This window comes from Corallococcus aberystwythensis, assembly GCF_003612165.1.
GTDB classification, from domain to species: domain Bacteria; phylum Myxococcota; class Myxococcia; order Myxococcales; family Myxococcaceae; genus Corallococcus; species Corallococcus aberystwythensis.
In genome coordinates this window covers 1-23474 of record NZ_RAWK01000029.1, presented here as the reverse complement: position 1 = coordinate 23474, position 23474 = coordinate 1, and the positions used below count along the sequence as shown (strand labels likewise).

Genomic DNA, 23474 nt, shown 5'->3' with positions numbered 1-23474 from the left:
GCGTCCCTGGCGTTCCCTTCGCTGTTTCAGGAAGCGGCGGGCGCGGGGGCCCGGCGCCGCAGCCCCACCACGTAGACCTCCATGCTGGCGCCGCGCGTGGCCTCCGGGCGGACGATCTTCACCTCTTCAAAGTGCTTGCGCACCTCGTCGCGGAAGGCCTCGAAGTCGCCGCCCATGAAGACCTTGGCCACGAACGTGCCGCCGGGCTTGCCGCGCGCGGCGGCCACCTCTAGCGCCTTGCCCGCGAGCCGCAGGCTGCGCGCCTCGTCCGTGCCCTTGATGCCGGACGTCTTGGGCGCCATGTCGGAGATGACCGCGTCGTAGGGACCGTCGTACAGCGCGGCCAGCTTCGCGTCGAAGTCGTCCGCGAGCACGTCCAGCACCGCCGTCGTCACCCACTTCTGGGAGAACGGCCGGATGGCCGAGATGTCCACGCCGATGACGCGCCCGTGCATCCCCACCGCGTCCGCCAATATCTGGAGGAACCCGCCCGGCGCGGCGCCCAGGTCCAGCACCGCCGCGCCCTTCTTCACGGACGTAGGAAAGCGCTTGAGGATCTCGTCGACCTTGAACGCGGAACGCGCGCGCAGTCCCTCTTGCTTGGCTTTCTGGAAATAGTGGTCTTTAGGACGGTAGGGCTTGCCCATGTCAGACGCCGTCCCTAGCATCCGCTACTGTCTTCGGAAAGCCGGAGCAGTCGCGGCCTGTTCGGCGGGTCGCGCCATCGGATAGTCCGGAGGGTTGGTGGCATGGGCACCCGGAGCGTGACAGCGGCCTTGTGCATCTCCCTGTTCTTCGCGGGCGGGGCCGCGTTCTGCTACGCGCGCGCCGAGGGGCTCCAGGCCGAGGGCCGCTGGCTGATGGCCCGGGGCAGCGCCCAGGCCTCCGACTTCGCCCAGAAGCTGGACGGCTCCTCCGTGGACGCCCAGCTGAAGACCTTCAAGGAACGGCGCGTCGTGATGGAGCAGGCCCACCGCTGGCAGCGCGGCATGCTGCTGGGCATCATGGCCGCCGTCCTGTCCGCCCTGTCCGCCTACGTCCTCTTCCTCCTCAAGCGGCTGGACGACCAGCTGCTGGACGCGACCGGAGAGCTGCGCCGGCCCCAGGAAGCCTCCTCCCTGCCCGCCCCGGCGTTGACGCCCAGCGTCCAGCGCTAGGCAGGACTCTGGCAGGATGCGCCCCCGTCACCATCCGACGGGGAGGACCGCCATGCCCGGCTGCGCGCACTGCGGACACACGCTCGACATCATCGCCAACCAGGTGGGCCGGAGCGCCACGTGCCCCAGCTGTGAAGAGGACCTGCGCTCGTGCCGCAACTGCCGGCACTTCGACGAGTCCGTGGCCAAGGCCTGCAAGGAGCCCTTCGCGGAAGCCCCCCGCGACAAGGACGAGGCCAACTTCTGCGAGCTCTTCCAGCTGGGCGAAGGCGGCCTGCACCAGAAGGCCTCACGCGACGCGATGCTCAGCGCCGCGGAGGCCCTCTTCGGCAGGAAGTAGCTAGAAGCCGTACAGCTTGGAGATGATCTCCTTCATCACCTCGGAGGTGCCGCCGCCGATGGTGATGAGCCGCACGTCGCGCCACATGCGCGCGATGGGCGTCTCCTCGATGTAGCCCATGCCGCCGAAGAACTGCTGGCAGTCGTACGCCACGCGCTGGGCCAGGTCTCCGGCGAAGAGCTTCGCCATGGAGATCTCCTTCACCGGGTTCTCCTTCCGGTCGTAGAGGTCCACCGCGTAGTAGTTGAGCCGCCGCGCCGCCTCCACCGCCGTCAGATGCTCCACGAACTTGTGGCGCCACACCTGGAACTTGATGAGCGGCCGGCCGAAGGCCTCGCGCTCGTTGCCATACTGGAGCGCGTCCTCCAGCATCCGGTCCATGCCGCCCACCGTGGTGATGGCGCCCACCAGGCGCTCACCCTGGAAGTTGGTCATGATGTGGTAGAAGCCCTGGTTCTCCTCGCCCAGCACGTAGCGCGCGGGGATGCGGCAGTCCTCGAAGTAGAGGATGGCCGTGTCCGAGGACAGGTTGCCCACCTTGTCCAGCTTCTTGGAGACGCCGAACCCCTTCACGTCCGTGGGGAACGTCACCAGCGAGATGCCGCCGTAGCCCTGCTCACCGGTGCGCACCGCCAGCGTGATGAAGTCCGCGCGCGTGCCGTTGGTGATCCACATCTTGGAGCCGTTGATGACGTAGTCGTCGCCGTCCCGGCGCGCCGTCGTCTTGATGCTCGCCACGTCCGAGCCGCAGCCCGGCTCGCTCACGCCCAGCGCCGCGATGCGCTCGCCCTTGAGCGCGGGCTCCAGGAACTCACGCTTCTGCTCGTCGGTGCCAATCTCGTTGATGATGGGCGTGGCCATCTGGCTCTGCACCAGGAGCGCCATGTTCACGCCCGCGTTGCGGCTGCGGGACAGCTCCTCCGCGAACGCCGTCACGTACCAGTAGTCCAGGCCGCTGCCGCCGAACTTCGGGTCGTGGCTGATGCCCAGGAAGCCCAGCTCGCCGCACTTCTTGAACAGCTCCCGCGGGAAGATGCCTGCCCGGTCCCACTCCAGACCGTAGGGCGCCATCTCCTTCTCCACGAAGGCGCGCACCGACCTGCGAAACGCCTCATGCTCCTCGGTGAACGGGTTGAGCATCGCGAGTCCTCCGGGGTTGCCCCGGCATCGGGTTGATTCGCGAGTCAATAGCAGGCGCCCGCCGTCAGCCACAAGCGACGCCCCCCGTCCAGGCCACGCCTGGAACCCCTCCTCGCGGGTAACGCAGCGCGCCGGTGACGGTGTTGTGAAGAAGTCTGTAGCCCCAGGGGGCAAGCGGCCAAGCCCGCAGGATGACTGAGGAGTGGATAGTCCGCACTCCGGAGTATCCTCTTGACAGATAATCGAGTGTCGGTAATTTCTAGCCCACAAAGAATTAGCCGGAGCAGGAGCCAGGGCGGGTGTCCCGCCGGCGAACCGGCAGGAGTTCGGACGCGTGAATCAGCGAATCTTGGCAGCCGTGGTGGCCGTGGCGGTGTCGGCGGCGGGTTGCTCGAAGGCGGGCGCGGAGAAGGCGCAGCTTCCGGCGCAGCAGGAAGGCTCCACCGCGCTGGGCGTCAAGGCCATCACGCCGGCCACCGAGCTGGAGCAGAACGTGACGCGCGTCACCGGCCAGGTGCGCTCCAAGCAGGAGGCCGTGCTGGGTCCCCAGGCGACGGGCACGCTCGCGAAGGTGAACGTCCGGGTGGGCGACAAGGTGAAGAAGGGCGACGTGCTGGCGCAGCTGGACACGTCCAACGTGAGCATCGCGGTGGACCAGGCGAAGGCGGCCAAGGACATGGCGGAGGCCGGACTGCAGCTGGCCTCCAGCAACCTGGAGCGCATGCGCAAGGTGGCGGAGTCCGGCGGCATCGCGGCCAACGCGCTGGAGCAGGCGGAGATTGGCCAGAAGCAGGCCGCGGCCCAGGCGGCCCAGGCCGGCGCGGCGTACCGGCTGGCGGTGGAGAACCTGAGGGATCACTCCATCATCGCGCCCTTCAACGGCATCATCACCGCGCGCAACAAGAACGTGGGTGACTCGGTGGCGATGACGCCCTCCACCCCGGTGTTCTCCATCGTGGACGCGGACGGGCTGGAGATCCGGATGCTGGTGCCGGAGTCCGTCATCGACAACGTGGCGCCGGGCACCGTGACGCCGGGCACCGTGAACCCCAGCGGCATGCGCTTCGAGGCGAAGGTGGCCAACGTGGGCGCCGTCATCGACGCGCAGAGCCGCACCGTGGAGGTGCTGGCGGACGTGACGGGCACCCCGGAGCGCCCGCTGCGCCCCGGCGCGCTGGTGGAGATGGACTTCTCCAAGGCCGCGGGTGACGCGGGCAACGGCCTGTTCCTGCCGGCGCAGGCCGTCAGCAGCAAGGGCCAGGACGGCTTCGTGTGGGTGGTGCAGGACGGCACCGTGCGCAAGCGCGACGTGCGCGTGCAGCGGGTGCTGCCCGGCTACGTGAAGGTGCTGCAGGGCCTGTCGGCGGAAGAGCGCGTGCTCGCCGACGCCTCGCTGAACGTCAAGGAAGGGACCGCCGTGCGCGTCGCGCAGTAGCGGTCCTCCCTCCCCTCTACTTTCTGGGTATCTGAATGCTCAAGACCTTCATTTCACGGCCCATCTTCACCGCCATGCTGATGCTGGCGGTGGTGGTGTTCGGCCTGTTCGCCTATCCGAAGATCGGCGTGGACCAGTTCCCCGACGTCGACTTCCCCGTCGTCACCGTGACGACCGTGCTTCCGGGCGCGGACCCGGAGTCCATGGAGAAGAACGTCTCCGACCCGCTGGAGGAGGCGCTCAACACGCTCAACGGCGTGGACACGCTCAAGTCCATCAACCTGGAGAGCGTTTCGCAGATCGTCGTGCAGTTCAAGCTGTCCACCAAGGTGGACATCGCGGCGCAGGACGTGCGCGACCGCGTCCAGGCCACGCTGAGCAAGCTGCCGGATGAGGTGGAGACGCCCGTCGTCGAGAAGTTCGACATCGGCGCCGCCCCCATCATCACGCTGGCGCTCGCGGGCGCCCTGCCGGTGGAGGAGCTGACGCGCGTCGCGGACGACATCGTGAAGCCGGCGCTCCAGCGCAACCCGGGCGTGGGCAGCATCGACATCGTCGGTGGCCGTGAGCGGGAGATCCAGCTCGTGGTGGACCCGAACCGGCTGCGCGGCTTTGGCCTGGCCATCAGCGACGTCAGCCAGGCGCTCAAGGCCCAGAGCCTGGACGTCCCGGGCGGCCGCAGCATGGACAGCGGCCGTGAGCGCGTGGTGCGCCTCACCTCCGAAGCCAAGAGCGTGGAGGAGATCCGCAACATCATCATCACCAGCGCGGGCGGCGCGCCGGTGCGCGTGCGCGACATCGCGGAGGTGGTGGACGGTCCCGCCGAGCAGCGCTCCGGCGCGAAGAGCGGCGCGCGCAGCGCGGTGGCGCTGGTGGTGCGCAAGCAGTCCGGCTCCAACACGGTGCAGGTGGCGGACCTGGTCCAGGAGTCGCTGGCGGAGATCAACAAGACGCTGCCCGCCGGCATCCAGGTGGAGACGGTGACGGACAACGCGCGGTTCATCCGTTCGTCCATCCACGCGGTGCAGGAGGACCTCATCCTGGGCGGCGTGCTCGCGGTGCTCATCGTGCTCGTGTTCCTGCGCAACCTGCGCTCCACCATCGTGGCGGCCATCGCGCTGCCGGTGTCCGTGGTGGGGACGTTCGCGGTGATGGCGGCGCTGGGCTTCACGTTCAACATGATCACGATGCTCGCGCTGACCCTGTCCATCGGTCTGCTCATCGACGACGCCATCGTGGTCATCGAGAACATCGTCCGTCACATGGAAGAGGGCGCCTCGCCCATGCAGGCCGCGCTGGAGGGCGCCGGACAGATTGCCCTCGCGGTGCTCGCGGTGACGCTGGCCATCGTGGCGGTGTTCATCCCGGTGGCCTTCATGGACGGCATGATCGGCAAGTTCTTCTACCAGTTCGGCGTCACGGTGGCCGTGGCCACGCTCATCTCCTACGTGGTGTCCATGACGCTCACGCCGATGCTGTCCTCGCGCCTCCTGCGTGAGCACAGCCACCCGACGGGCATCTCCGCCAAGGTGGAGAAGGTGCTGGTGGGCATGGAGAACGGCTACCGGAAGATCCTGGGTGGCATCCTGCGGCACCGCCTCATCACGATGATCGTCGCGGTGGGCGTCCTCGTCCTCACCTTCGGCATGATGCGGTTCCTCAAGTTCACGTTCATCCCGGAGCAGGACAACGGCAACATCAAGCTCACGGTGGAGCTGCCCATCGGCTCCACCATCCAGGAGACCCAGGCGCAGCTGGACACCTTCGCGACCCAGGTCCAGGCGCTGCCGGGCATCGCGTCCACGTTCACCACGGCGGGCGGCGGCGTGCAGGAGGAGGTCCACAAGGGCGAGGTCCTCATCAACCTGAAGCCGGTGGGTGACCGCGCCTTCAAGCAGAGCGAGCTGAAGGCCTACCTGCGCCAGACCATCAAGGCGCCCCCGGGTGTCGTGGTGGCCGTGCAGGACGTGGCCGCGGTGTCAGGTGGTGGCGCGCGTTCGCAGCAGGTGCAGTTCAACCTGCGCGGCGACAACTGGAAGGAGCTGACGGAGTCCGCGGAGAAGATGCGCCAGGCGATGCTCAAGAACCCGGGCCTCACCGACGTGGACATGACGTACCGCTCCGGCAAGCCGCAGTACGACGTGCAGGTGGACCGCGACCGCGCGGCCACGCTGGGCGTGCCGGCCGCGTCCCTGGGCGCCACGCTGCGCTCCTACCTGGGCCGGGACAAGGTGCTGGACTACCGCGAGGGCGGTGAGACGTACGAGGTGAAGCTGCGCCTGCCGCCGGAGACGCTGGCCTCCGCGGACGCGCTGGGCCAGCTGGCCGTGCGCGCGCCGTCCGGGCAGCTGGTGGAGCTGCGCAACCTGGGCCGCATCGTCCCCGCGGAAGGGCCCGTGCAGATCGACCGTCAGGCGCAGCGGCGGCAGATCACCATGCTGGCGAACCTCAAGGAGGGCTACGCGCTCTCCGACGCCATCACCTACATGCAGGGCTACGCTTCCACGGACCTGCCCAAGAGCGTCGTGGGCGAACTGGAAGGCAACGCGAAGGAGCTGGGCAAGTCGGTGGCCGCGTTCGGCACGGCGCTCTTGCTGGGCATCATCCTCATCTACATGATCCTCGCGGCGCAGTTCGAAAGCCTCATCCACCCGTTCACGATCATGCTGTCCCTGCCCTTCGCCTTCATCGGGGCCATTGGCGGCCTGCTGATCACGGGCCAGTACATGTCCATGTTCGCCCTCATCGGCGTCATCATGCTCATGGGCCTGGTGGTGAAGAACGGCATCCTCCTGGTGGACTTCACGCTCCAGGTCCGTGAGAAGGGCCGCACGGCGCACGAGGCGCTCCTCGAGGCCGCCCCGGTCCGTCTGCGTCCCATCCTGATGACGACCATCGCGATGATCGCCGGCATGATCCCGGTGGCCATCGCGAAGGGCGACGGCGCGGAGACGCGCGCGCCCATGGCCATCACCATCATCGGCGGCCTCATCACCTCCACGTTCCTCACGCTGGGCGTGGTGCCGGTGGTGTACTCGCTGCTGGATCAGCTGGCCGCGCGCTTCAAGCGCAACAAGGGCAGCGACGCCGGCTTCGCGGGCGGCTCTGGCACGTCGCACGGTCCGGTCAACCAGGACCGTGAGCGGGAAGCCGCGGCGGCCGCCGCGGCGCGCGTGGAGACGGCTTGATGCGCCGCCCCACCTCCATCACCTCCCCCTCGGAGTCCGAAGTGCGCTCCGAGGGGAAGGATGAGGCCGCCGACGAGAAGGCCGCGATGGAGCACCTGCTCCAGGAAGGGGACCAGTCCACGCCGGACTCGCGCCGCTTCATGGGGCTCATCCGGGAGCTGGCCCACTTCCGCTCCCTGAGGGATCCGCTGGCGAGCCTCTGCGACGACATGCGGCTGACCCCCACGCAGGTGCACGCCCTGGGCTGGCTGGGCATGGACGGTCCCATCCAGGTGGGCGTGCTGGCCCAGCGCATCGGCATCACCAAGAAGACCATCACCGGCGTGGTGGACCGCCTGGAGGACATGGGCATGGTGGAGCGCGGCCGGGACGCGGAGGACCGCCGCGCCGTCACCGCGAAGCTCACCGACCGGGGTTGTGAGATCTACAAGGTCATCCAGCTGATGACGGACGCAGGCATCCGCCGCTTGATGGGTCTGCTTCCCGAGGACGACCGCGAGGCGCTGTTCGGCATCATCGAGCGGATGCTCGCCCGCATGAAGGCCGCCGCTCCGCCTCGCTGAACGGGCACGGCAGGTGCGTGGAGGGGCGCGGGCTGCGACACTGCCCGCGCCCATGCTCCCCTCCTTCGTGGCCCTGCTCGGGCTTGGCCTGAGCGCCGCGCCCCCACCCTCCCCCGCCGCGCCTTCCGCGTCCGCGGTGCTCCACGCGCAGTGCCGCACGCACGCGGCGGACCCTTCACGTCCCTGGGCGCTCGCGCACGGCATGGACCTGGACGGGAAGGCCTTCCGCGCACGCGACGGCCGCCCGGCCTCGGACGCCATCGTCGCGGGGTTCCTGCGCCGCGAGGCCCCCGACGCGGGGGGCACGGCCCGCTACTTCTTCGACGCCTTCACGCCTGACGGCACGCCCGTGGAGCCACACCCGGCGCTCCAGGTGAAGACGTTCCTGCTCGCGGGCCTCCCGCGCTCGCACACGTTCCCCACGGCGTGGGGCAAGGTGACGCTGCGCGAGCTGGTGGCCTCGCTCCAGCACGGCTTCCGCCCCGCGCTCGCCGCGTCACCGGACGGAGCGTGGGCGCTGGACGCGCTGTCGCACGTGCTGGAGCCCGGGGGCTCATTCGTCAACGGCGCGGGGGAGACGGTGCGCATGGACGCGGTGATGGACACCGCGCTCGCCACGCTGGAGTCCGCGAACGCGGAGCTCGCCCGGGGCATGAAGGCGGGCCTGCCCCAGGTGCCCAAGAACAAGCAGGGCATCTACGCGCACCCGTGCGGAGGGCTCCACTTCTTCCAGGCCGTCGCGGGCTGGGCGCGCTTCCCCGCCGTGCGCAAGGCGTGGGGCGCGCGGCTGGACGCGCAGGTGGACGTGCTGGTGTACCGGCTGGGTTCGGAGTCGCGGCAGTACGAGGCCGCGCTCACCGCCGCGCCCGCGTACCGCGTCCCAGTGCTGGTGCAGATGGTGAAGTTCCACGGCCACTTCCTGGAGGCGCTGGGGCGCTACCGGGACGAGACGGGCTGGAAGCCCACGCCCTCGCAGGCCCGCGCGGTGGAAGAAGCGAAGGCCGCGCTGGCGAGCGCCACGCTCCGGCTGGAGGCCACGGGCGCCTTCCGCGACACCGGGGCCCTGGCCCGGACACAGCCCCAGCTCGCCCTGGACCTGGTGGGCGATGCGTGCCACGCGGCGCGCGGCTGGGACCTGTGGGCCTCCGCGAAGGCGCGCTGAAACCCGAGCCTCGGCCGAGCCTCGACCGAGCCTCAGGGCCCGTCCTGACGCTGGCCTCCCGGCCTGAACCGCTGGAGGCCCGCGGAGAGCGCGGCCTTCCCGGAGGCCATCCACCGGCGGCCCCGCTGCCGCGCGACCATCACCGAGCCCAGCACGAGCCGCTGGGCGCGCATCTGGAGCAGGTCCGCGCGCAGCTCCATGGGCGTCACGGTGCGGATGCGGCCCTGCTCATAGGCCTCCGTGATGGCGCGGCGCTGGAGCTTGCCGCTGCTCGTCTTCTGGAGCTGGCCATAGCGGATGAAGAGGACGTCCTCCTTCGCGAGCGACACGCCCACCGTCTCCAGCACCGACTGGCACACCTGCTTGCGGCTGTCCTCCAGGCGCTCCAGCGCGGACGGGTGGTTCACCTCCGCCAGCACCACCAGGCGTCCCTTCACCTGGATGACGGCGGTGCGGCCCGGGCGGATGAAGCCCAGCCGCTCCACGGCCTGCTCGAAGTCCGCGGAGAAGAAGCTCTGGCCGTTCACCTTGATGCGGTCGTTGATGCGCCCGGTGATGAAGAGCTCGCCGCCCTGCTGGAAGCCCAGGTCGCCCGTGGCGTAGTAGCCCTCCTCGCCGCGCAGGGGACGGTCGTCCAGGTAGTACGACGGCGCCAGGCTGCCACCGCGCAGCTCGATTTCGCCCATCTCGCTCTCGCCGCACAGGCGGCCGTCCTCCGCGCGCAGCCGCACCTCGAACTCCGTCAGCGGCTGGCCCACGGAGATGGCGGGCTGGCCGTTGGGCGCGGTGATGACGCGCACCGTCTGGCCCGGCGGCACGCTCGCGACCATCAGCACCGTCTCCGCCATGCCGTAGCAGGGCATGAACACGTCGCGCCGCAGGCCGCACGGGGCGAGGATGGCCAGGAACTGCTCCAGGTTGGGGATGTTGATGGGCTCGCTGCCCAGGTAGATGCTCCGCACGCGCGACAGGTCCAGCCGCTTCAGGTCGGCCGCGTCCGCCTCCTTGAGCGTCTTCAGCGCGTAGTCGATGGCGAAGTTGGGGATGACGGAGCCCATCACCTTCTCGGTGGAGATGAGCTCCAGCCAGCCCATGGGGTCCATCAGGAACGAGGCAGGCTGGGACAACAGCAGGTCATTGCCCACCGCGATGCAGGTGAGCAGCCCGCCGATGAGCCCCATGTCGTGGTAGAGCGGCAGCCAGCTCGTCACCCGGTCCTCGGACGTGCGGCCGTCGTGCCGGGTGATCATCCGCAGGTTCGCGGCCAGGTTCTCCTGGGTGATGGGCACGCCCTTGGGGAACGACGTGGACCCCGACGAGAACTGCACGAACGCCAGCTCTCCGGGCGCCACCTCGCGCAGCTTCACCCCCACTCGCTTCGCACCCGCGGGCGGCAGCGGCAGCCGCTCCAGGGGCAGCTCCAGCCCGGCCAGGCTCGGCACGTCCAGCACGAGCAGGGCGCCGTAGCGCTCGCGGATGCGCGCGAGGAAGTCCCGGTAGGGCCCCTTCGGCGTGCTCAGGATGTACGGCTTCACGGACAGCGGCACCGCGCCCAGCTCCATCAACCCCAGGAAGGCGAAGATGACGGACGAGGACGTTTCGAACGGCAGCACCACGCGCGTGCCCGGTGCCACGCCCCGCGCGCGAAAGTGCTCCGCCGCTCCGGCCACCCGGGAGGCGAACTCCCGGTAGGGCACGAACTCGGGCGGGCCGATGAAGTCTTCGTAGAGAAACAGGCCGCGTCGCGGATCCACCGACTCCAACCGCTGGATGATGTCGAGCATGCGGAAAATCTCCCCTCCTCGGATTGCTTCAGTGCGCGGGCGCCACCTGGCGCATCCACGTGAGGACGCGGGGCAGGACCTCGGCGCGGGCACGCTCTCCGCGCACCACGTCGAAGTGCCCCGCATCCCAGCTCAGCCCCTGCGCGCGTCCCAGCACGGCCAGCTCCTTGCGGGCGCTGCCCAGGTGGACCACCAGCTTCTGCGCACGCACCGGCGACGCATGGAACAGGTCCGCCGCGCCCACGCCCGCGAACACCGGCAGCGTCACCTGGGTCAGCGCGCTCCAGTAGTCCGTCGCGCCGTCCGCGCTCCGGAACGCGCCCGTGGGCGCCCAGTCCGTGAACTGCCGCATCACGCCCGCGGGTTCATCCCAGGGCCCCTGCTTCAGCGCCTTCGCCGGGAAGCGCCCCAAAAGCCCCGCCACCGCGGAGGAGAAGCCCAGCTGGAAGCGCTTCTTGAACCCGCCGTCGGTGTAGTCATTCACCGCCGAGGACAGCGTGACGACACCGGACAGCGACGCCTGGAGCGAGGGGTCCACGCCCAGCGCCGCCAGCGCCGCGTAGCCCGCCATGCTGTGGGCCAGGAGGAACAGCGGTCCGGCGTGACGCGCGCGCACGGCCCGCACCAGGTCCGGGATGTCGTGGCGCACGTACGTGTCGAAGCTCCAGTCGTACGCGCGCTTCGCGGGCCAGCGGCTCTTGCCATGCCCGCGCAGGGACGCGACGTAGGCCACGCAGCCCTCGTCCACGAAGGTGCGCGCGGCGCCATCCCCCTGCCCGCCCAGGAAGAAGCGGCCGTCGGAGAACAGGCCCGGCACGAAGAGGACGCCAGGCGCGGAGGCCGGCGTCGCGGACGTGCGCGCCTCCACGACGTGCAGCGCGTGCTCACCGGACGTGGGCACCCAGAACTCCTGCGAGGCGAACTCCGGCTTCGCGTTCGTGCTCAAGAGCGCGGCTCCTCGACGGCGGCCACCGGGGCGGCGCGCGCGGCGTCCAGGAACTGCTGCAGCGACGCGAGCGACCGGGCCCGCGCATCCAGGAAGGCCACGCTCACCAGCGCCTCCACCGCCAGCGGCCCATCCACGGAGAGGAACACGCGCTGGCGGAACCGCGCGCGGTAGTTGAGGCCATCCTCTTCCAGCTCATCCGCCGCGGGCGACTCCAGCTCCGTGTGCACCACCACGTCGCCCGGGGGAATCTCCCGGCGGTAGTCCACCTCCACGCGCGACACCACGGCCACCACCGGGCCCCCGCGCGTCAGCCCCTGCCGCTCCAACCAGGCCCAACGGCCGGCCTCCAGGTACTCCAGCGTGGTGGCGTTGTTTACGTGCCCCAGGATGTCCAGGTCATTGGGGCGCACGCGCAGCGTGAGGGAGGACTCTTCGAAGTGCACGGGGGATGTCCTTCTTTGCCGCCGGGGGGAGCGGCGACTTCAGGGGGACGGAGCGCGCGTCACGAGGACCACCGTGGAGACGAACCCTCCGCTATGCGACAGCGAGACAGCGACCTGCAGGCCCTCGCGCGCCAGGTGCGCCGCGAGTGTGCCGTGGAACCGGAAGCGCGGCGCGTGCCGGGCGTCGTGGACGAGCTCGGCGTCCGTCCAGAACCAACCCTCGACGGCGGGCAGCGCCTTGAAGAGGGCCTCCTTCGCGCTGAAGCCCGCCGCCAGGCTCTCCACCGGGTTGGCCGCGTGCTCGAAGTGGGCGAGCTCCGCGGCGGTGAAGAAGACGTCCGGCTCCCGCAGGGCCCGCGCGGCCTCCAGCTCCGTGATGGCCTGGAGGTCGTGGCCCAGGCCCATCAACACCCGACGAGGTCCATCCAGGTGTCCTCCACGCCCTCGCGCGACGTCACCGTGATGCCGGTGATCCGCTTGAGCGCGTGGAAGATGAGCTGCTCCTTCTTGCGCAGCGCGTCCGGCGCGTAGAAGCCCTCGCGGTGCTCCAGCTGATCCCACCAGTTGACGTGGGTGTCGCGGGATTCCACGCGCTCGCGCTTGCTGCCGTGCAGCTCACCGCCGTCGCGCAGGAACAGGTGCGCCACCGCGAACGCCTCCTTCGCATGGTACGCGCCGCTGTCCACCAGCGCCTTGGCGAAGGAGACGAAGTAGTTCATGTGCTGCACTTCGTCCGCGGCCACCTGCTTGAACAACGCGCGCAGGCCCGGGTCCTGGACCATCTGCGAGCACTGCCCGTAGTCCACCGCCGCGACGACTTCGGAGATGGACAGCAGCGTGAGCGTGCGCAGCATGTCGTCGTCGGGGAACACCTTGCGGAACTCGATGAAGGTGGCGTCGGAGATGCGCTCCAGCCGCAGCACCGTGGACAGGCGGTTGAACGCCGTCTCGTGGTGCGCCTCCTCCTCGTTCCAGTAGCGGCTCCACGTGCCGCACGCCTGCATGATGGCCGCGACGGTGGGGTTCTTCTCCTGCCACCGGCGGCACTCCACGTCCGCCAGCCGCTCCAACCGGTCCGCGCCCGGCTTCGTCGTCAACTCCGCGCGCCCCGCGTTCCACACCAGGTGCCGGTCGGCTTCTCCCACGTGCGTGAAGTCCACGGTGGAGAGCATCTCCACCACGCTCCAGCGCCGCGATTCGTGCAGCCGCTGCTGTTCCCAGGTGATGTCCACCAGCGACAGGCCCTTCTGGGTCAGGGCGTCGTACAGCTCCGCCATGATGGCCGGGCGGCCTTCGGACGGCACGATCTGGGGGGAGGCGACGGGGGGTTCTTCGTGCTCAAGGCTGCGCGCCAGGACACTCATGCCGACTTCCGCTCCGGGTTCGTGACTTCGCCCATGAACACCGCCAGGACCTTGGACACCGGCGTATCCAGGGACAACGCGGGCAGGCGCACCCGCAGTCCAAAATCCTTGCGAAGCCCGTTGGACGTGCGGGCAAAGGCTTCCATCAGGTCCACGCTGTTGGTCATGCGCTCGGAGCGCGTGATCAGCGTGGAGAGAGTCAGGTCCTCGGAGAACAGCTCCGCCTCCGTGAGACCCACGTTTTCCGCGAACTTCCTTCGGATGTATGACTCGAGCTCCTGCGCGTCGGGCACGGGGGACCTTCCTTCCCAGGGCTTGAAAGTCGATTTCCCAGTCAGAAAACCGGAAAGATCTAACTGTGGCCCCAGAGCTGTCAATCAGCAACGGGTCACTTTGGATCCGCGTGCGAACACGACTTCGCACGTCGTTTCACACGGCATTCATGCAATCAGGTGCGAGATTTCCTCAGACGTGAAACCGGCGTCCTCCAGGATGACGCGCGAGTGCTGTCCCAGCGTGGGCGGTGGACGCAGTGCGACGTCGCCCATGCGCAGCGGCGTGAGCAGGTGCGTAACGCGAATGCCGCGCTGCGCATCATCCGCCTCCGCGAAGAGGCCGCGCGCGCGCAGCTGCGGATCCGCCAGCACCTCGTCCCCTTCCGCCACCGGCTCCACGCAGAACTCCGCGCCGGACAGCTGCTCCTTCCAGTGCGCCAGGGGTTCACTCGCGAGGATGCGGGTGAGCTCCGCCTTCACGCGCGCACCGGCTTCACCGCCCGTGTACGCGTCGTCCAACAGCTCCGGGCGGCCCAGCTTCGCGCAGAGCGCGCCGAAGAACTTGGGCTCCAGCGCGCCCACCGCGAGCCAGCGGTCGTCCGCGGTGCGGTACAGACCGTAGCTGGGATAGCCGCCGTTGAGCGCCTCGGTGCCGCGCTGGAGCGGCGTGCCTGCCTGCCCCATGAACAGGCGTGAGGCCAGGTGCAGGTGGAGGAACGCCAGCGCGCCGTCCGTCATGGACACGTCCACGAAGCGGCCCACGCCGGTGCGCTCGCGCTCGTACAGCGCGGCCAGGATGCCCACCAGCGCGAAGAGGCTTCCCCCGCCGATGTCCGCCACCTGCACGCCAGGGAACGCGGGCGCGCCACCGGCCTCGCCGCCGTAGCCCAGGAGCCCCGCGCGGGCCACGTAGTTGAGGTCGTGCCCCGCCTTGAGCCGGTCCGGCCCCGTCTGGCCGTAGCCGGAGATGGCGCAGTAGATGAGCCGCGGGTTCTTCCCTCGCAGCACCGCTTCGCCCAGGCCCAGCTTGTCCATCACGCCGGGGCGGAAGCTCTCCACCAGCACGTCGTAGCGGGACACGAGGCGCAGGAGCGCGTCGCGCCCCTCCGGCGTCTTGAGGTTCAGCGTGAGCGAGCGCTTGTTGCGGTGCAGCCCGTAGTAGAGCGCGCCCTCGCCGTCGCGGTGCGGCGGCATGTGGCGGGTGGCGTCCCCCACGTCCGGGTCCTCCACGGTGTCGACGGTGGCGCCCAGGTCCGCCAGCACCAGCGTGGCGTACGGGCCGGGCAGCAGGCGTGACAGGTCCAGCACCCGCAGGCCCGCGAGGGGGGAAGACGGCTCAGCCATGGGAGGGGGCTCCAGGGGGAGATGGAGACATGCAGACGGCGCGTCCCCGCGAGGGTGACGCGCCGTCGGTACGACACGATACGGAGAGGCTCAGGCCAGCAGCTTCGCCAGCTTCATGGCGAGGCCCATGTCCATCGGCTTGAACTTGAGCTTGCCCTGCATGGCGGCCATCTGCGCGTTCAGCTTGCCTTCGCGGATCTTCACGAAGTCGTCGTTGCTGACGGAGACCGTCATCTTCGACGCGCCGTTGAGCCCCTCGGACACCCAGCCCTCGGACTTGGTGGTGTCCAGCGTCCACTTGCCGCCACCGTCGCCAGCGACGTCGAAGTGGATGATGGCGTTGATGTCCTTCGCCAGCTCCGGCTTCGCCTGAAGCTTGCTGGGGATCTCCGTCTCGATGATGTCCTTCGCGGTCGCCATGACTCGCTCCTTTTGATCAGCGTTGATTGGTGAATCAAGCCTGCGCGGACCGTAGTGGCGCCCCACCGTGGGGTCAAGCACGGCCCCATGCGCCGTGCTCAGACGCGCGACGTGTCCACGGGGGGGCTGAGCGACTGTCGGACCATCGACAGGAGGTCGTTGAGCTCGAAGGGCTTGGCCAGGTGTCCCATCGCGCCAATGTCCTTCGCCTTGCTGCCGACGTTGCGGTCCGCGCTGAGGACGATGATGGGGATGGCCGCGAAGTCCGGCTTCTGGCGCATGCGCTGGGCGAACTCCCAGCCGTCCATCACCGGCATCATCAAGTCCAACAGGATGAGGTCCGGAGGGTCCGGCTCCAGGCGCTCCAGGGCCTCCTTGCCGTTGCGGGCCCGGCGGATCTCGAAGCCCTCGGCTTCGAGGATCTCCGACAGGGCCTCCAGGATGTCGGGATCATCGTCCACGACCAGAACCACGGGTGCGCCAGAATGCTGTGCGTTGAGCGAGGTCAGAGGTGTCTCCTCGATACCGCTACCAGGGGACGATCTTTCATCATCACTGGCCTTACGGGTGCAAGAAATCAAGGGGTGTTCCCTCGGAGTGGGAGCCCGTTGCAAAACCGACAGTCACTGCCCACCCTTCCGTTGATTCGAGGCCCGGGCAGGGGAGGTCCGCGTGACGTGGATGGGGGAGACACCGGAAGGCAACGAAGCGGCGCCGGGGCTCGCGCTGCTGCCCCGCCAGGGGACGCCACGCCTGCTCGGTCCCCTGCTCCTGGACTACCTGGGGCTGGAGGCCCTGCCCCCCGCGCCGGGGGCGAGCGGCATCGACGGGCTGATGGCCGCCGCGGGCTTCCGCCGGAAGGAAGGCGAGCGGAACCTGTGGGAGCGCGAGGACCGCACCCTGCTGGTGGGCGAGGAGACGCTGGAGGACGGCGGACGGCTGGTGTGGGCGCTGCCGGTGCCCTGGAGCGCGGGCCAGACGGCGTCCCCCGTGTCCGGGGCCGCACCGGTGGGCGAGGGCATCACGGACCGTGTGCGCTACCTGTCGCTTGCCTCGCACGACCTGCGCGGGTCGCTGGCCAACATCCGCTCGTACGCGGCGTTGCTGCTCAACGGGCGCATCCCGCTGGAGCCCAAGGCGCAGCGCGGGCTGGAGACCATCCTGCGCAACGCGGACCGGGCGCTCTCCTTCGCCCAGGACTTCTTCGACTCCAGCCGCGCGGAGCTGGGGGCGCTGGCGTGTGAGCGTGAGCGTCAACCGCTCCTGCCCATCCTGGACGCCGCGGTGGAGCGCACGCAGGCCGCCGCCACCGCCGCCAACGTGGGGCTGGTGCTGGACGAGCTGCCGGAGCTGCCCGACGTGGAGGTGGACGCGGGCCGCATCCAGCACGCGGTGGAGGCCTTCGTGCACCACCTGCTGGGACGCGCGCAGCCGGGCGAGTCGCTCCACGTGCGCGCCGCGCGCCTGGGCCATCAGGTGCGGGTGGAGGTGCGCCGCGACGGCGCCGCCGTTCAGGAAGAGGACACCCGCGCCGTCTTCCAGTGCGAGGAGCGCGCCTTCCGCGAACGGAAGCTGGAGGATCCGCTGCGCGTCTTCCTGGCCCGGCAGGAGGTGGAGGCCCACGGTGGCCAGGTGGGTGCCCAGGCGGACGCGGGCGGCACCACCCTCTTCCTCACGCTGCCGGTGTCATTGTCCGCATCAGGAGAACTCGGGCAGCCAGCGGGCTGGCAGGCGTGAGCGCCCGTGGGAGTTGCTAGCGCGACCCACCTCCCACCGGTATGCTCCCCGCGCATTTCGCGAGGAGCGAAGCCATGGGTTTGAAGCTTCCTGAGATTCTCCTGATTTTCGCGGCGCTGCTGCTGCTGTTCGGCGGTTCGCGGTTGCCGCAGCTCGGCTCGTCCCTGGGCAGCGCGCTCCGCAACTTCAAGCGCGGCTTCTCCACCGACGAGGACAAGGACGAGGCCAGCGACAAGAAGCCCGGCACGCTGTCCGCGTCCAGCAACGTGGACAAGGACGTCGCCGCGAAGTCGCCCAGCCATCACGCCTGAAGCCCGTCCGGGTGGGCCCTTGAAGGCCCCGCCCCTGACGGAAAGACAGCGCTGACGTTCACCCGTGACGCCCGTACCGTGACCGCTTCGAAGCGGCCAAGGACGGGCGTCGGGCGTTGGTACGTCAGTCCATGACCTTCGCGCCCTCGTACATGGCGTCGATGGTCTTGATGTACTTCTGGCTGGCGACCTTGCGCTTCACCTTGAGGGTGGGCGTGAGCTCACCGGTCTCCTGCGTGAAGTCCGCGTCCATCACGGCGATCTTCTTGATGCTGGAGTACGGGGGGATCTCCCCGTTCACCTTCTTGATGATCTCCTCGACGGCCGTCTTGATCTCCGGCCGCTGGGAGTTCTGCGCGTAGGTGCCCACCGCGATGCCCTTGTCCTCCAGCAGCTTGCGCGCCGGCTCCTCGGACACGGTGATCAGCGCGACCAGGAACGGCCGCTTGTCGCCGTACACCATGGCCTGGCTGATGAGCGGGAAGGTCTTGAGCGTGTTCTCGATGTTCTGAGGCGCCACGTTCTTGCCGCCCGCGGTGACGATGATGTCCTTCTTGCGGTCGGTGATGCGCAGGTAGCTGTCGGAGTCCACCTCGCCGATGTCACCGGTGTGGAACCAGCCATCCGCGTCCAGCACCTCCCGGGTGGCTTCCGGGTTCTTGTAGTAGCCCTTCATCACGCAGGGGCCACGCACCAGGATCTCGCCGTCCGCGGCGATCTTGATCTCCGTGCCCGGCACCGGCGGGCCCACGGTGCCGATCTTGATCTTCTCCACCCGGTTGGCGTTGCACGGGGCGCTCGTCTCCGTGAGGCCGTAGCCCTCCAGCACCTTGAGGTCGAGCAGGTCGAAGAAGTAGGCGATCTTCCGGGACAGCGGCGCGCCGCCGGAGATGAAGATGCGCATGTTGCCGCCCAGCTTCTCGTCCAGCGTCTTGCGCACCTTGGAGAACACCAGCTTCTTCGCCAGGGTGAACTGGAGCGAGCTGTACTCGCGGCCCTGGCCCTTGGCCTCGGCGTACTCGTCGAACAGGCCGAAGGCCCACTTGAAGAGCTTGCCCTTCATGCCGGGCGCCGCGGAGCCGTTGGCAACGACGTTGTTGTAGACCTTCTCGAACACGCGCGGCACGGACGGCAGCACCGTGGGGCGCGTCTCCGCCAGGTTCGCCAGCAGCTTGTCCACCGACTCCGCGATGATGAGCCGGAAGCCCATGGACAGCCACGCCGCCTTCACCACCTGGGCGAACACGTGCGCCAGGGGCAGGAACAGCATGACGGAGTCCTCGGGCTTCATCATGCCCATGGCCTGGGTGGCCTTCGCTTCGTAGGCCCAGTTGCCGTGGGTGAGGATGACGCCCTTGGGCGCGCCGGTGGTGCCGGAGGTGTAGATGAGCAGGTTGGTGTCGTCCGACTTCACCTGCGCCACGCGCTCGGCGAACGCGGACTCGGCCGCCTGCGGGTGCCCCTTGCCGGAAGCCACCATGTCCGCGAGCGTGATCTCCTTGTCGCCGGAGACGGGACCCTCGAACACGACGATCTTCTGCAGCGCGGGGATGTCCCCCAGCTTGGAGCGGACGCGCGACAGGCGCCCGGCCTGCTTGGCGTCCTTCTCATCGGAGTCGACGAGCAGCAGCTTCGTCTCCGAGTGGTTCAGGATGTAGTGACACTCATCCGGCGTGTTGGAGCCGTAGATGGGCACCGTGATGGCCTGGGCCGCGCTGATGGCCAGGTCCGCGATGATCCACTGCAGGCTGGTATTGGCGAAGATGGCCACCCGGTCCCCGGGCTGGACGCCCTGGGCGATGAGGCCCGCCGCCTGTGCCTTCACGTCCTCCAATACCTGCGCGTACGTGACGTCCTGCCAGCGCCCGTCCTTCTTGTGGGTCACCCCCACCTTGGAGGCGTTCTGGGCCCGCTGAACGAGCAATTGGACGAGGTTCTGCTCCTGCGTCCCGCCCGCTGCGGGAGCCGTCGTGACCTGACTCTCTGCCCTCACTTGAGCTCCTCCTGGATGTCGGCATCCACCTTCTTGGCCCACTGCTGCACGCGTTGCCCCTCCGCGGGGTTGTACGCGGTGCTTCCCTGCTTGACCTTCTCGATGGCCGCGTTCGCGTCCTTCGCCTTGCCGTCCTTCAACAGCGTCTCGGCCAGGTAGAAGTGCGCGCGCAGCGACTGCGGAAACTTGGCGATGGCCTTCTGGTAGTACTCCACGGACTTGCCCAGGTCGCGCTTGGGCCAGGGCAGCTCATAGAAGTAACGCCCCTTGACCAGCCAGGGACCGCCGTACTCGTACGTGGGGTCAATCTTCAGCGCGGTGTCCAGGCGCTCGTTGAACTTGCCCTCCAGCCCGTCGCCCAGCGCCTTCATGATGCCCACGGCCTGCGAGTACGAGCCGATGCCGCAAGCGGCGAAGTAGTAGCCCTCCACGCGCGCGGGCTGGAGCTTGGAGGCCTTGTCCCCGGCCTCCCAGGTCTGCTTGCCCAGGACCATCTTGAGCTTCTTCTCCGTGGCGCCGTCCGCCTGCCACTGGAGGATGCGCGCCTTGCGCCACGCCAGGTCGAAGTCGTCCGGCGCGGCCTTCAGCGCCTCGGACACGTCCTTGTCCAGCGCCTTCACGGACTCCGCGTCACTGCGCTTCGCGTACAACGCGTCGAGTTGTTCGAGCAGCGCGGGATCCGCAGCGTGTGCTGGGATGGCCCAAAGCACCCAAAGGGCAAGCAATTTCAAGCGCATCGAAATGCCTTAGCACGCACGCTCGCCCACCATCAACCGAACGCGCCAGACGCAGCGCGGCAAAAAAGAAGACGGGGTCGGCAAGGTGCGAACACCCCGCCAGACCCCGTCACCGGTGCAACAGTTTGCTGCCTGCCGCGTCAGGCCGCGTCGGCCGTGGCGGTGTGCTCCTCGTTCTCGTTGAACGCGATGAGGTAGCGCTCCAGGAAGTTCTTCGTCTTGAGCTCCACCTGGCGCACGCGCTCGCGCGACACGCCCCAGCGCTGGCCCAGCTCCTCCAGCGTCAGCGGCTTGTCCTGCGTGAGGCGCTCCTGGAGGATGTCCCAGCCCAGGTCGCCAATGCGCTTGCGCACCTTGGCCAGGGCCTCCTGGATTTCCGTGTCCTGTTCGCGGGAGAGGAACGTCTCCTGCGGCGAGGGACCGCCGTCCTCGATGCGGTCGAGGAAGGTCGTCTCCCCCTCCTCGTCGATGGTGGCGTCCAGCGAGAAGTCCACCATGCTGCCGCGTTCCGCCTCGCCACCGCGCACCTGGCTGCGGTTGTCCTTCAGATAGCGGGTGATGTAGGCGCGGATCCACCACACGGCATACGTGGCGAAGCGCACGTTCTTCTTCGGGTCGAAGTGCTCGATGGCCTTCATCAGGCCCACGTTGCCTTCCTGGATGAGGTCATCCAGGCGGGCACCGCGGTTGGCGAACTTCTTCGCCACGGCGACCACGAAAGCGAGGTTGGAGCTGGCGAGCGTCTGTCGGGCGCTCTCGTCACCCTTGCGGGCCTGGCGAGCCAGCTCGTACTCCTGCTCACGCGTGAGCTGGTGATGCCCACCCAGGTGACGCAGGTAATGCGAAAGGCCCTCTGCCGCGTACTTCGTCGAGTTGGCCATGATTTCCCGTCCTTCCGTTCGTAACTGCCGGACGCGATGAATCCCCCGACGAACCGCGTCCATCTGTTACTAGGACGCGCAACGGCGGAAAGGGTTTCTCATTCCTTCCAAGAAGGGCATTTCGCCCGCTTACCCTTGTCAAAAGCCCGTCACGCGGTTGCCCTTCCGGGCCTCTGGAAGCGTGCGACGCGACGGGTGGGACAGCACCTACGTTTCCGGCCACGGAGTCTTCAACGCTTGGGAGCGGGGAAGATTTTCTCGGGGTTGAGCAGGCCTGATGGATCAAAAAAGGCTTTCAGGCGGCGCTGCAGCTCCAGCAGCGCGGGAGCCTGCTCCAGCGCCAGGTATTCCCGCTTCGCGTGTCCTACGCCGTGCTCGCCGGTGATGGTGCCGCCCAACTCAACGGTGAGCACCAGCATGCGGCGCAGCGCCTCGTCGACGAGAGGGCGCTGGGTGGGGCCGTCGTACAGGATGTTGGCGTGCAGATTGCCGTCGCCCGCGTGGCCATAGGTCGCCACGGTGAGCCCCAGCTCCGCGCCCATCTTTTTCAGCCGCTCGATGATTTCGGGAATTTTCGAGCGGGGTACCACGATGTCTTCGGAGATCTTGGCGGGCTTCAGCGCGCGCAGCGCCGGAGAGATGACCCGCCGGGCGGCCCACAACTTCTCGCGCTGGGACTCGTCCTGCGCGACCAGGGTCTGGGTGGCCCCGTGCCCATCGCAGATGCCCCCCAACAGTTGGAGCTCCGCGAAGACGCCTTCCGGGGTGTTGCCGTCGACCTCGGCGATGAGGGCCGCGCCCGCGTCCGGAGGGAACTGGAAGCTGCCCCGGTGCACGATGGCCTGGACGGCGACCTCGTCGATGAGCTCCAGGCAGCGCGGCAGGATGCCGGCCGCGAGCACCGCGGAGACGCCCCGCGCGGCCTGCAGGACGGAGGGGAACACCACCAGCGCGGTCATCACCTGGCGAGGCAGGGGAATCAGCTGCACCGTGATTTCGGTGGCGACGCCGAGCGTGCCCTCGGAGCCGACGAAGAGCCCCACCAGGTCGTAGCCGGCCACGCCCTTGATGGTGCGCCGGCCCACGCGCAGCACCTCGCCATCCGGCATCACCCACTCCAGGCCGATGACGTAGTCGCGCGTGACGCCGTACTTCAATGCACGGGGGCCGCCGGCGTTCTCCGCCACGTTGCCGCCCATCGTGCAGAACTCCCAGGAGTTCGGATCCGGTGGATAGAAGAGGCCCTGGGCTTCCACCGCCTTCATCAGGTCGCCCGTCACCACGCCGGGCTCCACCACCGCGGTGAGGTCTTCCGAGGAGATGGAGCGGATCCGGTTCATGCGCTCCAGGCTCACCGCCATGCCGCCCTTCAGGGGCAGCGAGCCGCCGCTCTTCCCACTGCGCGCGCCACAGGGGGTGAAGGGCACGCCGTGCGCCTGGCACGCCTTGAAGATGGCGGACACCTGCGCGGTGGTCTCCGGAAGGAGGACGGCGTCGGGCCGGTACACGCCGCTGTCGGATTCGTCGCGCGCGTAGGCGTCGAGCGTGTCCGCGTCGCGCTTCACCTGGCCGTCGGACAGCACGGCCGCCAGGGCCTCCAGCACCTTCGCCACGCGCTCGGGCGCCACCCGCTCGAAGGTCCGGGCGGCGGGATTCATCTGCGCGCTCCCAGGCGGGCCCACAGCTCGCGGCGCAGGGGGCCGTCGCGGCGCAGGCGTCCTTCATAGGCCTCCGCGTGGGTGACGGCGTCGCGCTGGTGGTCGGCCCTGAGGCGCAGACACGCCTGCTCCGCCTCCAGGATGCAGGCGGTGGCGGGACTGTCGAGCACGCGGGCGAGCGAACGCGCCACCTGCCGGGCCAGGTCCTCCTGGAGGATGAGCCGGTGCGCGAAGCAGTCCACCAGCGACCCGAGCCGCCCGAAGCCCACCACGCGAGAACCCGGCACGTAGGCCACGTGCGCGCGGCCGGTGAAGGGCAGCAGGTGGTGGGGGCACATGGAGTGGAAGCGCAGGTCGGTCACCACCACCAGCTCTCCCGAGGAGTCCGCGGGCGCGGGGTACGTCTTCCCGAGCGCCTCCTCGGGCGTGCGGCCGTAACCGTCGAGGAAGCCGTTCGCCCACACGTCGGCCACGCGCGTGGGCGTGTCCAGCAGGTTCACGTCCTGGAGGTCGAGCCCCGCGGCGGTGAGGAAGTCGCGGACCGCCCGGGCCATGGCGGCGGGGTCGGGGCGCACGGCGCGAGGGGCCAGGGC

General features: G+C 69.0%; 24 protein-coding genes. 8 read left to right on the top strand and 16 right to left on the bottom strand.

The features are described 5' to 3' along the window. Positions 1 to 26: 26 nt before the first annotated feature. Positions 27 to 668 (bottom strand): SAM-dependent methyltransferase, encoded by a 642-nt coding sequence (locus tag D7W81_RS06750; RefSeq protein WP_120554499.1) that lies wholly within the window; start codon positions 666 to 668, stop codon positions 27 to 29. 81 nt (positions 669 to 749) lie between these two features. Between D7W81_RS06750 and D7W81_RS06745 the strand changes: the two genes are divergently transcribed. Together D7W81_RS06745 and D7W81_RS06740 are read left to right on the top strand one after the other, a co-directional pair. Further along, positions 750 to 1157, top strand: a complete 408-nt coding sequence (locus D7W81_RS06745) for a hypothetical protein (protein WP_120554498.1) — start codon at positions 750 to 752, stop codon at positions 1155 to 1157. Between the two features lie 52 nt (positions 1158 to 1209). Further along, positions 1210 to 1497: a hypothetical protein gene (locus tag D7W81_RS06740; protein ID WP_120554497.1), complete on the top strand. Its 288-nt coding sequence runs from the start codon at positions 1210 to 1212 to the stop codon at positions 1495 to 1497. On the opposite strand, the gene D7W81_RS06735 is transcribed toward D7W81_RS06740, so the two are convergent. Further along, positions 1498 to 2637: an acyl-CoA dehydrogenase family protein gene (locus D7W81_RS06735; protein WP_120554496.1), complete on the bottom strand. Its 1140-nt coding sequence runs from the start codon at positions 2635 to 2637 to the stop codon at positions 1498 to 1500. Positions 2638 to 2971: 334 nt separating this feature from the next. Here D7W81_RS06735 and D7W81_RS06730 point away from each other — a divergent pair, with 334 nt between their 5' ends. The 4 genes from D7W81_RS06730 to D7W81_RS06715 are packed head-to-tail and all read left to right on the top strand — an operon-like array spanning position 2972 to position 8985. After that, positions 2972 to 4072 carry an efflux RND transporter periplasmic adaptor subunit gene (locus tag D7W81_RS06730; protein WP_120554495.1) on the top strand — a complete coding sequence of 367 codons (1101 nt, stop codon included), beginning with the start codon at positions 2972 to 2974 and terminating at the stop codon, positions 4070 to 4072. Between the two features lie 35 nt (positions 4073 to 4107). Next, positions 4108 to 7260 (top strand): efflux RND transporter permease subunit, encoded by a 3153-nt coding sequence (locus D7W81_RS06725; RefSeq protein ID WP_120554494.1) that lies wholly within the window; start codon positions 4108 to 4110, stop codon positions 7258 to 7260. Further along, the gene (locus tag D7W81_RS06720) at positions 7260 to 7823 is read left to right on the top strand and encodes a MarR family winged helix-turn-helix transcriptional regulator (protein WP_120554493.1); all 564 of its coding nucleotides are present in this window, start codon (positions 7260 to 7262) and stop codon (positions 7821 to 7823) included. The genes D7W81_RS06725 and D7W81_RS06720 overlap by 1 nt, the downstream gene beginning before the upstream one ends. A gap of 52 nt (positions 7824 to 7875) precedes the next feature. Further along, positions 7876 to 8985 (top strand): hypothetical protein, encoded by a 1110-nt coding sequence (locus tag D7W81_RS06715; protein WP_120554492.1) that lies wholly within the window; start codon positions 7876 to 7878, stop codon positions 8983 to 8985. 32 nt (positions 8986 to 9017) lie between these two features. Here the strand turns inward: D7W81_RS06715 and D7W81_RS06710 are convergent, their stop codons facing one another. The 9 genes from D7W81_RS06710 to D7W81_RS06670 all read right to left on the bottom strand — a co-directional run bounded on the left by D7W81_RS06710 (position 9018) and on the right by D7W81_RS06670 (position 16037). Beyond that, entirely contained in the window at positions 9018 to 10769 is a 1752-nt protein-coding gene (locus tag D7W81_RS06710) for an AMP-binding protein (protein WP_120554491.1), read from the bottom strand. 28 nt (positions 10770 to 10797) lie between these two features. After that, positions 10798 to 11715 (bottom strand): alpha/beta fold hydrolase, encoded by a 918-nt coding sequence (locus D7W81_RS06705; protein WP_120554490.1) that lies wholly within the window; start codon positions 11713 to 11715, stop codon positions 10798 to 10800. Continuing rightward, the gene (locus D7W81_RS06700) at positions 11712 to 12161 is read right to left on the bottom strand and encodes an acyl-CoA thioesterase (protein ID WP_120554489.1); all 450 of its coding nucleotides are present in this window, start codon (positions 12159 to 12161) and stop codon (positions 11712 to 11714) included. The genes D7W81_RS06705 and D7W81_RS06700 overlap by 4 nt, the downstream gene beginning before the upstream one ends. 39 nt (positions 12162 to 12200) lie before the next feature. After that, complete coding sequence (locus D7W81_RS06695; RefSeq protein WP_120554488.1) at positions 12201 to 12566, bottom strand: holo-ACP synthase; 366 nt, start codon at positions 12564 to 12566, stop codon at positions 12201 to 12203. Further along, positions 12566 to 13525, bottom strand: coding sequence for an acyl-ACP desaturase (locus tag D7W81_RS06690; protein ID WP_120554487.1), 960 nt, complete (start codon positions 13523 to 13525; stop codon positions 12566 to 12568). Before D7W81_RS06690 ends, D7W81_RS06695 begins: the two co-directional genes overlap by 1 nt. Continuing rightward, entirely contained in the window at positions 13522 to 13818 is a 297-nt protein-coding gene (locus D7W81_RS06685) for a hypothetical protein (protein ID WP_120554486.1), read from the bottom strand. The genes D7W81_RS06690 and D7W81_RS06685 overlap by 4 nt, the downstream gene beginning before the upstream one ends. Positions 13819 to 13965: 147 nt before the next feature. Next, positions 13966 to 15144, bottom strand: coding sequence for a CaiB/BaiF CoA transferase family protein (locus D7W81_RS06680; RefSeq protein ID WP_120554485.1), 1179 nt, complete (start codon positions 15142 to 15144; stop codon positions 13966 to 13968). 90 nt (positions 15145 to 15234) lie between these two features. Further along, a complete protein-coding gene (locus D7W81_RS06675) occupies positions 15235 to 15564 on the bottom strand; it encodes an SCP2 sterol-binding domain-containing protein (protein ID WP_120554484.1) in 330 nt (109 codons plus the stop codon). Between the two features lie 98 nt (positions 15565 to 15662). Further along, entirely contained in the window at positions 15663 to 16037 is a 375-nt protein-coding gene (locus D7W81_RS06670) for a response regulator (protein WP_120554483.1), read from the bottom strand. Positions 16038 to 16245: 208 nt separating this feature from the next. On the opposite strand from D7W81_RS06670, the gene D7W81_RS06665 reads away from it, so the two are divergent. Continuing rightward, entirely contained in the window at positions 16246 to 17301 is a 1056-nt protein-coding gene (locus tag D7W81_RS06665; protein ID WP_120554482.1) for a sensor histidine kinase, read from the top strand. Positions 17302 to 17375: 74 nt separating this feature from the next. Next, positions 17376 to 17612, top strand: coding sequence for a twin-arginine translocase TatA/TatE family subunit (locus tag D7W81_RS06660; RefSeq protein ID WP_120554481.1), 237 nt, complete (start codon positions 17376 to 17378; stop codon positions 17610 to 17612). Between the two features lie 124 nt (positions 17613 to 17736). Here the strand turns inward: D7W81_RS06660 and D7W81_RS06655 are convergent, their stop codons facing one another. The 5 genes from D7W81_RS06655 to folE all read right to left on the bottom strand — a co-directional run. After that, positions 17737 to 19605 (bottom strand): AMP-dependent synthetase/ligase, encoded by a 1869-nt coding sequence (locus tag D7W81_RS06655; RefSeq protein WP_120554480.1) that lies wholly within the window; start codon positions 19603 to 19605, stop codon positions 17737 to 17739. Then, on the bottom strand, positions 19602 to 20342 hold the full coding sequence (locus D7W81_RS06650) for a tetratricopeptide repeat protein (protein ID WP_120554479.1): 741 nt from the start codon (positions 20340 to 20342) through the stop codon (positions 19602 to 19604). The genes D7W81_RS06655 and D7W81_RS06650 overlap by 4 nt, the downstream gene beginning before the upstream one ends. 140 nt (positions 20343 to 20482) lie before the next feature. Then, complete coding sequence (locus D7W81_RS06645) at positions 20483 to 21223, bottom strand: sigma-70 family RNA polymerase sigma factor (RefSeq protein ID WP_120554478.1); 741 nt, start codon at positions 21221 to 21223, stop codon at positions 20483 to 20485. 230 nt (positions 21224 to 21453) lie between these two features. Beyond that, the gene (locus D7W81_RS06640; protein WP_120554516.1) at positions 21454 to 22881 is read right to left on the bottom strand and encodes an FAD-binding oxidoreductase; all 1428 of its coding nucleotides are present in this window, start codon (positions 22879 to 22881) and stop codon (positions 21454 to 21456) included. Then, positions 22878 to 23474: GTP cyclohydrolase I (gene folE, locus D7W81_RS06635; RefSeq protein WP_438503349.1), on the bottom strand; the 597-nt coding region annotated here is incomplete at its 5' end. The genes folE and D7W81_RS06640, both read right to left, overlap by 4 nt.

Excerpts from the sequence above, each read along its gene's own strand:
- D7W81_RS06745 (WP_120554498.1), top strand. The coding sequence starts at position 750 with ATGGGCACCCGGAGCGTGACAGCGGCCTTGTGCATCTCCCTGTTCTTC.
- D7W81_RS06710 (WP_120554491.1), bottom strand. The coding sequence starts at position 10,769 with ATGCTCGACATCATCCAGCGGTTGGAGTCGGTGGATCCGCGACGCGGC.
- D7W81_RS06690 (WP_120554487.1), bottom strand. The coding sequence starts at position 13,525 with ATGAGTGTCCTGGCGCGCAGCCTTGAGCACGAAGAACCCCCCGTCGCC.
- D7W81_RS06740 (WP_120554497.1), top strand. The coding sequence starts at position 1,210 with ATGCCCGGCTGCGCGCACTGCGGACACACGCTCGACATCATCGCCAAC.
- D7W81_RS06675 (WP_120554484.1), bottom strand. The coding sequence starts at position 15,564 with ATGGCGACCGCGAAGGACATCATCGAGACGGAGATCCCCAGCAAGCTT.
- D7W81_RS06750 (WP_120554499.1), bottom strand. The coding sequence starts at position 668 with ATGCTAGGGACGGCGTCTGACATGGGCAAGCCCTACCGTCCTAAAGAC.
- D7W81_RS06735 (WP_120554496.1), bottom strand. The coding sequence starts at position 2,637 with ATGCTCAACCCGTTCACCGAGGAGCATGAGGCGTTTCGCAGGTCGGTG.
- D7W81_RS06645 (WP_120554478.1), bottom strand. The coding sequence starts at position 21,223 with ATGGCCAACTCGACGAAGTACGCGGCAGAGGGCCTTTCGCATTACCTG.
- D7W81_RS06680 (WP_120554485.1), bottom strand. The coding sequence starts at position 15,144 with ATGGCTGAGCCGTCTTCCCCCCTCGCGGGCCTGCGGGTGCTGGACCTG.
- D7W81_RS06640 (WP_120554516.1), bottom strand. The coding sequence starts at position 22,881 with ATGAATCCCGCCGCCCGGACCTTCGAGCGGGTGGCGCCCGAGCGCGTG.
- D7W81_RS06695 (WP_120554488.1), bottom strand. The coding sequence starts at position 12,566 with ATGGGCCTGGGCCACGACCTCCAGGCCATCACGGAGCTGGAGGCCGCG.
- D7W81_RS06650 (WP_120554479.1), bottom strand. The coding sequence starts at position 20,342 with ATGCGCTTGAAATTGCTTGCCCTTTGGGTGCTTTGGGCCATCCCAGCA.
- D7W81_RS06665 (WP_120554482.1), top strand. The coding sequence starts at position 16,246 with ATGGGGGAGACACCGGAAGGCAACGAAGCGGCGCCGGGGCTCGCGCTG.
- D7W81_RS06715 (WP_120554492.1), top strand. The coding sequence starts at position 7,876 with ATGCTCCCCTCCTTCGTGGCCCTGCTCGGGCTTGGCCTGAGCGCCGCG.
- D7W81_RS06720 (WP_120554493.1), top strand. The coding sequence starts at position 7,260 with ATGCGCCGCCCCACCTCCATCACCTCCCCCTCGGAGTCCGAAGTGCGC.
- D7W81_RS06660 (WP_120554481.1), top strand. The coding sequence starts at position 17,376 with ATGGGTTTGAAGCTTCCTGAGATTCTCCTGATTTTCGCGGCGCTGCTG.
- D7W81_RS06725 (WP_120554494.1), top strand. The coding sequence starts at position 4,108 with ATGCTCAAGACCTTCATTTCACGGCCCATCTTCACCGCCATGCTGATG.